Here is a 12,548-nt window from a genome sequence, read left to right on the forward strand (position 1 = left end):
TTTTTTATTAAAATTGTATCGAGAATTAAGATAAATTTTATCTTCTAAAACCTTATTCTCGATACAAAATTCTAAAAAGAATTTCACTAGAATTGACGGTTTTATTTCAATACTTCTTTCAAAAACAATAATGTATGTTGCCAAGCTCTATCTGCCATTACTTTATTGTAATCAGGTGATTCTGGATTGGTAAATGTATGTTTTGAATTTGCGTAAGTTATCATTTGCCAATCTGTTTTTCCTTCGTTCATTTCAATTACTAAATTCGAAATATCTTCGGGTTTTACAGATTCATCTTCAGCAGGATGTTCAATCAAAACTTTTGTTTTAAGAGGAATATTTTTTCGAACAGCATCTTTTGCTAATCCACCATGAATAGAAACAACGCCCACAACAGCTAATTGCGCACGAGCAGCTTCTAATGCGCCTGTTCCTCCAAAACAATAACCAATTACAGCAATTTTACTTGGATCTGCACCAGCTTTGATTAACTCTTTCAACGCTAAATCAATTCTTTTTTGATAAGCTGCATAATCAGACTTGTATTTTCCTGCTGCTTTAGCCGCTTCCGCATTATCTTTCGGATTGTTTCCTTCTCCATAAATATCTGCAACAAACGCAATATAGCCTTCTTTTGCTAAATCTATTGCAGCTTGTTTTGCTTCGTTATCAGCTCCTTTCCAAGCCGGTAAAATCAAAACTCCTGGACTTTTCTTTGTTGTGTTATCAGTTACTAAACCGTTCAATTTTTGCGAACCATCTTTATAAGCAACTTGTTTTAGGTTTTGCGCATTTGTCGTATTCATCATCAATACAATTAAAAATAAACATTGAATTACATTTTTCATCTACTAAAAAATTTAAGACATTAAGATAAAAAGAACTAATTTTATATCGGATATTGAATTGAATATTTAACACAATTAGCATGGAACTTATTACATTAAAAACATTTGAAAGCCCTATTGAAGCACATATTTTACGTTCGAAATTAGAGAGTGAACAGATTGATGCTTTTGTTTTTGATGAACATTCGGTTGGGATTAATCAGTTTTTGTCGAATGCTATTGGTGGTGTGAAAGTAAAAATTAAGAAAGAAGATACTGATCGCGCCATGAAAGTTTTAGAAGAAATTGATGCTTCAAATTACACCAATGATTTGGATGAAATTCTTGTTTGTCCAAAATGTGGAAGCAATGAGTATTACAGCAATTACAAGTCAATGAAAGGTGGAAAAGGCTTACTTTCTTTATTATCTTCTATCATATTTTGGGTATACCCTATTTACTACAAAAACGTGTTCAAATGCAAGAAGTGTGGTGAAGAATTTAATGGTTTACAATAAAAAAAGAACGACAAATTCTTGCCGTTCTTTATGAACAAAAATATATGATTTTTATTGATTAAATTGTCCAACGCAATAAGCTTGCTCCCCAAGAGAAACCTGCACCAAAGGCTGTCAACATCAATAAATCTCCTTTCTTTAATTTTGATGTATTTTCCCAAATACACAACGGAATTGTCGCTGCAATTGTGTTTCCATAATTTTCAATATTGATTAAAGTTTTACCTTCTTCAATATTAATTTCATTACCAACAGCGTCAATAATTCGTTTATTTGCTTGATGCGGAACCAACCAATTTACATCTTCTACAGAAAAATCGTTGCGTTTCAAAACATTGACACACGTATCACTCATCGATTGAATTGCATTTTTGAATACAATTTTCCCATCTTGTCTAATGTAACGTTTTTCATCAACCAACAACTGTGAACTCGCTGGATACAAAGAACCACCTCCTTCTATATTCAAGAATTCTTTTCCAGTTCCATTACTCTGTAACAAAGCATCTAAAATTCCTTCTTCGTTTGTAGGCTCTAACCAAACCACTCCTGCTCCGTCTCCAAACAAAATATTTGTCGAACGATCTTTGATGTCTACATACGCACTAATTTTATCAGCTCCAATGACCAAAACATTTTTGTAACGTCTACTTTCAATCAACGAAGCGCCCATGTCCAACGCGTACAAAAATCCAGAACAAGCTGCATTCATATCAAATGCCCAAACATTCTCTATTCCTAACTTTTCGCATACAATATTTGCTGTAGCAGGCATCAACATATCTGGTGTAGAAGTCGCAACAATCAACGCATCAACATCTTTGATGTCTTTTTTGTATGTATCAATTAAATTCTGAATTGCACTAACCGCCATATCAGAAGTCGCTAAACCTTCTTCTAAAATACGACGTTCTTTAATTCCCGTTCTTTTTACAATCCATTCATCAGAAGTGTCTGTAATCTTTTCTAAATCGGAATTAGTTCGTTTATTTTCTGGCACATAACCACCGATTGCTGAAATATGTGCAAATATTTTTTTTGTAAAATCTACCACCATAAAATTCTTTTCATTCAAATTTCATGTATCGATTATCTACTAAAAGACGCATCAATTAAAATTTGAGCAACAAAGGTCTATCCAATTTAACAAATTAGTTAGCGAAATAAACGTAATAATATGTCAAAAAGACGTTTTTAGAAAATTTTCACATTTGCATTGATTTACATCAATTATTAGTTAGAAGCAATAAAAGTTGTTGGCGAAACACCTGCATAATTTTTGAAAAATTTACTAAAAACGGAAGTGTCTATAAAATTTAATTCTGTCACAACATCAGAAACACTATATTTTGGGTTCTTTAGTAAGACTTTAGCTTCTAAAACAATGGCTTCGGCAATGATTTGTTTGGGTGATTTATTAAAGACTTCAACGATGATTTTAGTTAAATGCTTACGACTAATAAACATTTCATCTGCATAAAACTGTACATTACGTTGACGACGAAAATGAGTTGAAACTAAATACAAAAACTGCTTAGCCAATTCTTCTTTTCTAACTTCTTTCGTTGTACTTTTCGCCATTACAGCTTGGTTGTAGTAATTTCCCATCTCGTACATCAAGACCGAAAAATGATGTAAAACCAAATCTTTTGCAAAGATATTTTCGTTCTTGATGGTGTATTTACTAATCTTGTTCAGATTGTAGCGCATATCACGTACAATCTTTTTATCTAAAGAGATGATCTTAGGATATTTAGACGACAAAAACTCTACTAAGTTATTGGATTTCACGTGAAAACCAGCTTCAATAATCAAATCTGAATCAATAAAGATTGCTTGAACAGCAAAATCAGCCGAATGCTCTATAATCTCGAACAACTGACCTGGAAGAACCACAATAATATCATCACGTTTGATCAATGTTGGTTCTAAATTTACCGTGATTTCACATGTTCCTGCAGTAATTAAAATCAACCCAAGCGACGTAAACTTATAAGGTTTTCGTTTTACAAAATAATAATTGTTTTCAGGACCTACATCAAAGATTGCTAACCGACGATCAGTTGCTTCTTCTTTGTAAGTTCTTAAAATATTATCAATTGAATAAAGTTGAATATAATCACTCATTTTTAGCTTTTATTTTTTCGAATACAATGTTAAAAGATTTTTTTGACAAGTAAAAACATAAATGCGTCTTTTTAACAAAATCTTACGTCATTTTGGTATATCTAATATCCTCTTTCTAATGAAACTTCATTCAATAAAGTCTCGTTATTTTTCATTCTGTTGTAGTTATCTGCAACTTGTTTTAGAGCTGTTGTTGCATTTGTAACACTCGCAATATGAGGTGTTACATAAACATTTTCATTCGTCCAAAAAGGGTGATTTTCAGGTAAAGGTTCTTCTACAAAAACATCTAAATACGCCTCTTTTATATGTTTTTCTTCGATTGCAATTAATAAATCCTTTTCGACCAAATGTGCTCCACGACCAACATTAACCAAAACTGTATGAGCTGAACATTGTGCAAAAAAGTCTTTGTTCAAAATACCTTCTGTATCATCTGTCAAAGGCAAAATATTGACAATAAAATTAGTATTAGAAATCGCAGCATTCAAGCCTTCTTTTCCAGCAAAAGATTCTACTCCATTTATATTTTTAGGCGAATTCGACCAACCTTTGACTTGAAAACCTAAAGTAACAAATTGCTCCGCTACTAACTTTCCGATTTCACCTAATCCTAAAATAGTGATAGTTGTTTCCTTGATATTTTGATAAGTAGTAGGCTTCCATTCTTTACGAACTTGATCTTTATAATACGTCAACAAATTTTTCATTGAAGTCATAACACAAGCCAAAACATGTTCAAACATTTCTTGTTTCAAAGCAGGATCAACAATACGTGTCACCTTTATCGATTCCAAAATTTTGGTATGCAACAAATGGTCAATTCCTGCTCCAACTGATTGTACAACTTTTAGATTTGGAAATTCAGTCACATAATTTTTGTGCGGTTTCCAAGTTGCAATAAATTCTACATCTTTTGGATTTGAGATATTTGGATAAACTTCAACTTTCGTATCTGGCAACAATTCTTGTAAATTTCTTTGCCATTCTTCTGTTGGTTTTTGATTGAATATTAAGGCTACACTCATAATTGTTTACTTTTAAAACAAATGTAAATAACTCTAAATTAATCACACATTAAATTTGACGATTTGTCAGATTTCTTACATTTGGATTAGAATTTGAAAGAGTTCAAACAAATATATTTTAACTAAAAAAATACACCATAAATGGCAAATCCGTTATTAGAAAAATTTGAAACACCTTTTGAAAGTGCTCCTTTTTCTAAAATCAAAATTGAAGATTACAAACCTGCTTTTATCCAAGCAATTGAAGAAGCGAAAGCTGAAATAGATGCAATTACTGCGAATCCTGAAGCGCCAACTTTTGCGAATACAATTGAAGCAATGGAACTTTCTGGTGAAAAATTAGGACGAATTTCTTCTATTTTCTTCAACCTTAATTCTGCTGAAACGAATGATGAAATTCAAGAAATTGCACAAGAAGTTTCGCCTTTATTATCTGAATTTGGAAATGATGTTCGCTTAAATCAAGATTTATTTGAACGAATTAAAGTCGTTTATAATCAAAAGGATTCGTTGAATTTAACAGATGAACAAGCTTATTTACTAGAAAAAAAATACAAAGGTTTTTCGAGAAATGGTGCAAATTTGAACGAAGAAGATAAAAATAAACTGCGCGAAATTGATAAACAATTGGCAATGCTTTCATTACAATTTGGTCAAAATGTTTTGGCTGAAACTAATGCATACGAATTGATTATTACTGATGAAAATGATTTGAAAGGTTTACCTCAATATGCTATTGATCAAGCAAAAGCCGATGCAGAACAAAAAAATCACGAAGGTTGGTTGATTACCTTACAAGCACCAAGCTATATTCCGTTTATGCAATACGCAGAAAATCGTGAATTAAGAGAAAAATTGTTTAGAGCAAATGGAGTAAAAGCTTATCAAAATAATGAATTTAACAACGAAGAAAATGTAAAAAACATTGTAAAACTTCGTCACGAACGTGCTAAAATATTAGGTTATAAAACGCATGCTGATTATGTTTTGGAAGAACGTATGGCAAAAACACCAACGACTGTTTTAGATTTCTTGAATGATTTATTAACGAAAGCAAAACCGTTTGCAGAAAAAGAAATTGAAGAATTAACTGCATTTGCAAAAGAAACTGATGGGATTGATACATTGCAACGTTGGGATCATGCGTATTATGCTGAAAAATTAAAACAGAAAAAATTCAGTCTTTCTGACGAAGAATTGAAACCTTATTTTCAGTTAGAGAATGTGATTGAAGGAGCTTTTGATGTCGCAACAAAATTGTATGGAATTACATTTAAAGAAATTCATAAAATTGATAAATACAACGATGAAGTAACAACTTATGAAGTTCTAGATAAAAATGGTGCGTTCTTAAGTTTATTGTATGCAGACTTTTTCCCGCGCGCAGGAAAACGCCCTGGTGCTTGGATGACAAGTTATAGAGAAGCTTCTAATGTGAATGGAAACACCAAACGTCCGCACATTTCGATTGTTTGTAATTTTACAAAACCAACGAAAGACACGCCGTCATTATTGACATTTCAGGAAGTAACAACATTGTTCCACGAATTTGGACATGCGCTACATGGAATGTTACCAAATACAACGTACGAAAGTCTTTCTGGAACAAATGTTTATTGGGATTTTGTTGAATTACCCTCTCAATTTTATGAAAACTTCTGTTACGAACCAGAAGCTTTAAAATTATTTGCAAAACACTATCAAACAGGAGAAATTATTCCGCAAGAATTAATTGAAAAAGTAAAAGCTTCTTCAAGTTTTATGGAAGGTTATCAAACTGTTCGTCAATTGAGTTTTGGATTATTGGATATGGCTTATCATGCGAATGATTTGGCTGAAATTAATGATTTACAACAATTTGAAAAAGAAACGTTCAAACAAACAGAGTTGTATCCAGAAATTGATAAAAATATGATGAGTACATCCTTCTCACATATTTTTCAAGGTGGATATTCATCTGGTTATTATTCATATAAATGGGCCGAAGTTTTGGATGCAGATGCCTTTGCATTTTTCCAAGAAACTGGAATTTTCAATCCAGAAACAGCTCAAAAATTCTATAAACTTTTATCATCTGGAGGAACAGTAGAACCGATGAAACTGTACGAAGAATTTAGAGGTCATAAACCAACAGCAGATGCTTTATTAAAGCGTGCTGGATTAGTATAAATTGAAAATCCGACTACAAAAAGTAGTCGGATTTTTTTATAATATCATTGTTTAATTAATGTAAACTTTCCTCGTGTTGCGACAAATCTAAGCCTTCGAACTCTGCTCTATCACTCACACGTAAGTGAATCATTTTATCCGTAATATAAAATAAAGCAATCGCACCGAAAAAAGTAAATAACGAGACAAACAACAAAGCAATCATATGATGTGCAAACACATCCACCCCGCCATGTAACAAACTCGCATTTTCACCATGTGCAAAAATAGCTGTCAAAATCATTCCCATTATTCCTCCGACACCATGACATGCAAAAACATCTAAAGTATCGTCAACTCGTTTTAATACTTTCCAATGAACCATTACATTTGAGACAATAGCAGTAATAAAGCCAAAAAATATACTTTCAGGAATTGTAACAAATCCACAAGCTGGAGTGATTGCTACTAATCCAACTACAGCCCCTATACATGCTCCCATAGCAGAAACGCTACGACCATTAATTCTATCAAAAAGTATCCATGTCATCATTCCAGAAGCAGAAGCAATTGTTGTTGTTCCGAAAGCTAAAGCTGCTGTGGCATTTGCTCCCAAAGCTGAACCAGCATTGAAACCAAACCATCCGAACCATAACATTCCTGTTCCAAGCATAACAAATGGAATATTTGCAGGTTTGTGTTCTCTGTTCTTACGTTTACCTATCACCAAAGCTCCTGCTAATGCTGCAAATCCTGCACTCATATGAACAACAGTTCCTCCAGCAAAATCTTTTACGCCAAAATATTTATTCAATAAACCTTCTGGATGCCAAACCATGTGACAAAGCGGTGTGTAAATGATTAAACTAAATAAAATCATAAATAACAAATAGGAAATAAAACGCACTCTTTCGGCAAAAGAACCAGTTACAAGCGCTGGTGTAATGACTGCAAATTTCATTTGAAACAATGCAAATAAAACAAATGGAATTGTAGATGCCATGTCTTTGTGTGGAAATGCTCCGACATGATTAAAAAATGGATAACTTAAAGGATTACCAATAATTCCGTAATGTTCTCCATTTATTGTAAAACCAATTGAATCACCAAAAGACAGTGAAAACCCAACTACAACCCACAAAATCGAAATCACACCTAAGGCAATAAAACTTTGCAACATGGTAGAAATAACATTTCGTTTACCCACCATTCCACCATAAAAAAAAGATAAACCTGGCGTCATCAATAACACCAATCCTGCAGCTGCTAAAATCCAGGCGACATCTGAATTTACAATATTTTCTTCGCTAAGAAATTCTCCTGTATTTGGAATATCTACAACTGGTTTCCAAAATAATCCAGCGAATGCAACTAGCGTTATAATTGCAAAAGCTACTTTCCATTTTAATCCAACTTTCATAAGTTTTTAATTTTAACCCTATCAAAATTAGATTATTTTTAAATAAAATCATTTATTTTAAATCACACCCTATAAAAATTAGGGGTTAAAATATTAATTTTACATTTTAAACATAATTACCCTATGTAAATTCATAAAAAAAGATTCCTTTTTTGGAATCTTTTTATCAATTTGATTATTTAGTTTATCTAAATTCTATCTAAAATATTCAATTATGTTAAATTCTGAATAATTTTCTGAAAAGCTTTTCTTGGGCTTCCATCAAAATAAACTTCGCCACAATAATGATAACCTAACTTTTCAAAAACACGCAACATTCCAATATTATCAAAGTTGGTATCAACTTTTATATTCTGTATTTTCTTTATAATTGCTATTTTTTCAATTTCATCCATCGTCCAAGTTCCTAAACCTTTTATCTTAACATCTTGTGCAACAGCCAATCGATGTATGACAATATATGGATCATCATTCATCCATTTTCCTTCAATTGCTGTATAAGCAGGTTCTATCTCATCAATAATTGCAACATATCCTATGATTAGATTATCAACATTCTCAATTATATAACCAAAACCATTTGAGATATCATTTTTTACAACATCTAGATTTGGATAACCATTTTGCCATTGATTACTTCCCTCCTCTTTTCTTTTCTCAATTGCTTGTTGCAAAATTTCCCAAATTCTATCTGCATCATTCAAAATAGCTTGACGTAAATTTAATCCAGTCTCCATATCTTATTTTTATTTTCAATATAAGTTATTTTTAAGCAAATCATAAGTTTTGATATTTAATTTTTTGATAAATTAATAGAACTAAACAATGTCATACAAACATGAGGTTTCCAAAATCTATAAAATATGTAAAAATACCTTGGCAACAAGTTTTAGCAATACTTATTTTATTACTCGCATTTGTATTTTTCAGAAGCGAACGCAAAGAAATGATGCAAATTATTCCGAGTATTCAAAGCGCAAAACCTATTTGGCTATTGATCGGTTTCGGAATAACGATTCTCTATATTTCGCTGCAAGCTGCAATGTATATCACAAGTTTCAAAGCAGTTGGTTTACCTCTTAAATTTTGGGACGCTGTCAATTTATTTCTCAAACGAAATTTTATCAGTGTTTTTCTACCAGCGGGCGGAATTAGTTCTTTGGCTTATTTACCCAAACAAATCAAAAAGCAACAATTTGAAACAAATAAAATCATTCAGGCAAGTTCTATTTATGGTTTTATTGGATTATTAACGGTTTTCATCATTGGCGTTCCTATCATTATTTATAGTATTTACGTCAACAAATATTTTAATGATTCGTGGATATCATTAGTCATTTTGGGCATAATTTTAATTCTAGTTTATTTCATTTATAACTCATTCAAAACCAAAAATAAATTCTATCAAATTATAGAAAATAAATTTCCAAAGATTACGGAAGAAATCAATCCAATTTTTGAAGCTTCTTTAGACAGGAAAAATATTAATCTCACAATTCTAATTTCAACAATCATCGAAATTACTGGGATTTTACACGTCTACATCGCAATGTTAGCGTTAGGTATTCAACCCACTTTTGATGCAGCAGCTTTGGCTTATACGATTTCTGTTTTATTGATGATTATTTCGCCTTTTTTGAGAGGTTTGGGTGCTGTAGAATTTACGATGGTGTATATTTTAACACAATTCGGCTATTCTCATAACCAAGGTTTAGTTACAACTTTATTGTACCGCGTTTTCGAATTTTGGCTGCCTTTAGGTTTTGGATGTTTGAGTTTTATGTGGCGTGGAAGAAAACTATTTGCACGAATTTTCCTGCTGTTATGATTTTTACATTAGGAATGATTAATATAATTTCAGTCATCACTCCTCCTCTTGCAGAACGTTTGCATTTCGAAAAATTGTATTTACCAATCGAATTCATGCATCTTTCAAAATTGATGATTCTATTTGTCGGAATTGCTTTATTGATTACTTATGTTATATCAACAAAGGATTAAAATCTGCATGGAATTTTGCTTAAATATTTGCAATACTATCATTTTTGGAAATATATTAGAAGCATTGGAGTAGAAGAAGATGGATTCGCATTTTTGACTATCTTTTTGTTAATTTAAAGCACAAAACAATACCCATTGAAAACAAATTTGAAACGATTAAGACAAGGATTCTCTATTTTTTTAATGGCATTTTTTGCAATTTTTATTTTCAATGTTTTAAGTTTTTATTTCATTGATAAACGTCATTTTGGTGTAGATTTCTCTTGGAATCAAGCTTTTTATTATACATTTCAAAACTTCTTATTATTCAGCGAAAACAATTTAGTTCCGAGAACAACCTTTGCCGAAGATTTTAAAGACATCAATATCTTTTTTGGATTTAGTTCTTGGATATTATTGATTTTAGCATTTTTTAGAGCTAAAAATTATAACACAAAAGGTATTCAGGATTATGAAGAAGCAGAAGAAATCGTCGAAAAATATGGTAATTCAGCATTAGATTATTTTAAATTAATGGATGATAAAACTCTTTATTTTTCTTCAAATATTGATGGTTTTGTCGCGTATAAAATCGGTTTAAATTTTGCTATTGTTTTGGATAATGTTGTATGTGATGCAAAGCATAAATCAGATTTAATTTCAGAATTCGAGAACTATTGCAAAACAAAAGGTTTGAAAACTGCTTATTATCGAGTTTCGGAAAACGATTTAATTGATTTCAGAAATTTAAAAAAACAATATTTATTAATTGGTCAAGAAGGAATTATTGAAGTTGATTCCTTTAATCTTCAAGGTAAAGAACGTAAATCGATGCGAAATGCATTGAATACTTTAGAGAAAAAAGGTTTTAAAACAGAAGTTATTTTGCCTCCTTTGACAGAAGAATTTTTAAATGAAATTGAATCTGTCTCAAATGAATGGTTAAAAGAATTTGATAAAAAAGAAATTGTATTTGCAGAAGGTAAATTTGACAGAGGAATATTAAAAAATCAAACGATTATTACGCTGAGAAATGAAGAAAATAAAGTGGTTACATTTCTGAATGTTATTCCAGATTATGCAAAAGATGAGATGACTTACGATTTATTTCGAAGAACTGTCAATTCGCCAAATGGTAGTATGGATGCGGTGATAATTGCATTAATTAATCGCGCCAAAGCAAATCAAAAGAAATATATCAACATTGGTTTAACTCCTCTGGCTGGTTTAGATAAACCAAATAATATTGCCGAGCAACTCATGAAATTTGCTTATCAACGAATTGGGACGTTTAAACAATATCAAACAATGCGCGATTTCAAAGAAAAATACGCCAATTATTGGATCAACAAATACATCATTTATGATAATGAAGTGGAACTTATTCAACTTCCACAAGCGTTAAATAGAGTTATGAAACCTCAAGATGAAAACTAAAAATCTCATATTATTTGGATTGATTATCACTACAATTGGTTTGTATATCGTACGTACAAAAGGAGATGATGTGGATATCAAAGATCCTTTACCGCTTAAAATATGGGAGAATAAAAATGACACTAAACCTATCTTGTTTTATTTAAGTGGAGATGCTGGATTAGGACCTTTTTCAAAATCAATTTGTAAAAATCTTTATCAGAAAGGCTATGATATTTATGCTTTAAATTCTAAAGTTTATTTTTGGAATGAAAGAGATCCTAAAAAAACGGCTGAAATATTAAGTCAATTTTTAGAAGAAAAGTTCAAAAATCACAAAAATCAAAAAGTTGTATTTATCGGTTATTCTTTTGGTGCTGATGCGATTCCATTTATTATCAATGAGCTTCCGACAAAAACCAAAGATCGAATTCATCAACTTATTCTTTTAGATCCGTATGAAACTGCTGATCTTGAGATTCATTACAAAAATTTAATTTTTGAAAACGTAAGCGGAAAATGGAATACAATTCCAGAAATTAATCAATTACCTAACTTACATTTATCTATTATTTTAAGTGATTATGGAAAAAATTATCCCTACAATAAAATTACTTTAACCAATAAAAACATAATTTATTTGGGTGGTAATCATCACTTTAACCGAAATTATCAAAAAGTAACTGAGACTATTACTAAGCAATTAAAGTCAAATTAGAAAATATTCATTTAACATAATTACATCTTGTGATATTCCGAACTTTTTTGTTTTAAAATCATCAAGCTCTCTTTTAATTTGTTAATCGTAGAATAAGAATGAAACTTATTCTTATTTAGTTGAATGGTGTAAAAATTATCATAATACTTTCTAGCTAACTAAAAGTTTAAAACATAAAAAAACCTCAAGAACTAAATCTTGAAGTTTAAATAAAAACTGGCGATGACCTACTCTCCCGCAATAACAGTACCATCGGCGCAGGCAGGCTTAACTTCTCTGTTCGGAATGGGAAGAGGTGAGCCCTGCAGCTATAGTCACCCTAATATTTTTGTATTTTTAATCAGGTTTACATCCTGATGATTCGAT

The 12,548-nt window shown here is 31.2% G+C and carries 12 protein-coding genes and 1 rRNA gene; 6 read left to right on the forward strand and 7 right to left on the reverse strand.

Going from position 1 to position 12,548, the window contains the following annotated elements; translation table 11 throughout:
• Window positions 1-101: 101 nt before the first annotated feature.
• Complete coding sequence (locus N5E64_RS14560; RefSeq protein ID WP_221410155.1) at window positions 102-848, reverse strand: dienelactone hydrolase family protein; 747 nt, start codon at window positions 846-848, stop codon at window positions 102-104.
• 80 nt (window positions 849-928) lie between these two features.
• Here N5E64_RS14560 and N5E64_RS14565 point away from each other — a divergent pair, with 80 nt between their 5' ends.
• Window positions 929-1,345, forward strand: a complete 417-nt coding sequence (locus N5E64_RS14565) for a DUF2007 domain-containing protein (RefSeq protein WP_219035217.1) — start codon at window positions 929-931, stop codon at window positions 1,343-1,345.
• 58 nt (window positions 1,346-1,403) lie between these two features.
• Here N5E64_RS14565 and N5E64_RS14570 read toward each other — a convergent pair whose 3' ends face one another.
• From N5E64_RS14570 to N5E64_RS14580, 3 genes are all read right to left on the reverse strand, one after another.
• Window positions 1,404-2,402 carry a beta-ketoacyl-ACP synthase III gene (locus N5E64_RS14570; protein ID WP_115001184.1) on the reverse strand — a complete coding sequence of 333 codons (999 nt, stop codon included), beginning with the start codon at window positions 2,400-2,402 and terminating at the stop codon, window positions 1,404-1,406.
• 176 nt (window positions 2,403-2,578) lie between these two features.
• Window positions 2,579-3,472 carry an AraC family transcriptional regulator gene (locus N5E64_RS14575; RefSeq protein ID WP_038337196.1) on the reverse strand — a complete coding sequence of 298 codons (894 nt, stop codon included), beginning with the start codon at window positions 3,470-3,472 and terminating at the stop codon, window positions 2,579-2,581.
• Window positions 3,473-3,573: 101 nt separating this feature from the next.
• Window positions 3,574-4,500 carry a glyoxylate/hydroxypyruvate reductase A gene (locus N5E64_RS14580; RefSeq protein ID WP_280038123.1) on the reverse strand — a complete coding sequence of 309 codons (927 nt, stop codon included), beginning with the start codon at window positions 4,498-4,500 and terminating at the stop codon, window positions 3,574-3,576.
• Between the two features lie 141 nt (window positions 4,501-4,641).
• Here N5E64_RS14580 and N5E64_RS14585 point away from each other — a divergent pair, with 141 nt between their 5' ends.
• Window positions 4,642-6,669, forward strand: a complete 2,028-nt coding sequence (locus N5E64_RS14585) for a M3 family metallopeptidase (RefSeq protein WP_280038124.1) — start codon at window positions 4,642-4,644, stop codon at window positions 6,667-6,669.
• Between the two features lie 55 nt (window positions 6,670-6,724).
• Here N5E64_RS14585 and N5E64_RS14590 read toward each other — a convergent pair whose 3' ends face one another.
• Both N5E64_RS14590 and N5E64_RS14595 read right to left on the reverse strand, forming a co-directional pair.
• On the reverse strand, window positions 6,725-8,068 hold the full coding sequence (locus tag N5E64_RS14590) for an ammonium transporter (protein ID WP_280038126.1): 1,344 nt from the start codon (window positions 8,066-8,068) through the stop codon (window positions 6,725-6,727).
• A gap of 212 nt (window positions 8,069-8,280) precedes the next feature.
• Window positions 8,281-8,805, reverse strand: coding sequence for a GNAT family N-acetyltransferase (locus N5E64_RS14595; protein WP_115001191.1), 525 nt, complete (start codon window positions 8,803-8,805; stop codon window positions 8,281-8,283).
• A gap of 101 nt (window positions 8,806-8,906) precedes the next feature.
• Between N5E64_RS14595 and N5E64_RS14600 the strand changes: the two genes are divergently transcribed.
• The 4 genes from N5E64_RS14600 to N5E64_RS14615 all read left to right on the forward strand — a co-directional run bounded on the left by N5E64_RS14600 (window position 8,907) and on the right by N5E64_RS14615 (window position 12,182).
• Window positions 8,907-9,896: a flippase-like domain-containing protein gene (locus N5E64_RS14600; RefSeq protein WP_280038127.1), complete on the forward strand. Its 990-nt coding sequence runs from the start codon at window positions 8,907-8,909 to the stop codon at window positions 9,894-9,896.
• A complete protein-coding gene (locus N5E64_RS14605; RefSeq protein ID WP_280038128.1) occupies window positions 9,893-10,069 on the forward strand; it encodes a hypothetical protein in 177 nt (58 codons plus the stop codon). The genes N5E64_RS14600 and N5E64_RS14605 overlap by 4 nt, the downstream gene beginning before the upstream one ends.
• 135 nt (window positions 10,070-10,204) lie before the next feature.
• Window positions 10,205-11,485 (forward strand): bifunctional lysylphosphatidylglycerol flippase/synthetase MprF, encoded by a 1,281-nt coding sequence (locus tag N5E64_RS14610; protein WP_280038130.1) that lies wholly within the window; start codon window positions 10,205-10,207, stop codon window positions 11,483-11,485.
• Window positions 11,475-12,182: a virulence factor gene (locus tag N5E64_RS14615; protein WP_219035223.1), complete on the forward strand. Its 708-nt coding sequence runs from the start codon at window positions 11,475-11,477 to the stop codon at window positions 12,180-12,182. Before N5E64_RS14610 ends, N5E64_RS14615 begins: the two co-directional genes overlap by 11 nt.
• A 214-nt stretch (window positions 12,183-12,396) precedes the next feature.
• Here the strand turns inward: N5E64_RS14615 and rrf are convergent.
• A 5S ribosomal RNA gene (gene rrf, locus N5E64_RS14620) occupies window positions 12,397-12,504 on the reverse strand.
• Window positions 12,505-12,548 lie beyond the last annotated feature (44 nt).

Source organism: Empedobacter sp. GD03739, from assembly GCF_029843245.1.
GTDB lineage: Bacteria > Bacteroidota > Bacteroidia > Flavobacteriales > Weeksellaceae > Empedobacter > Empedobacter falsenii_B.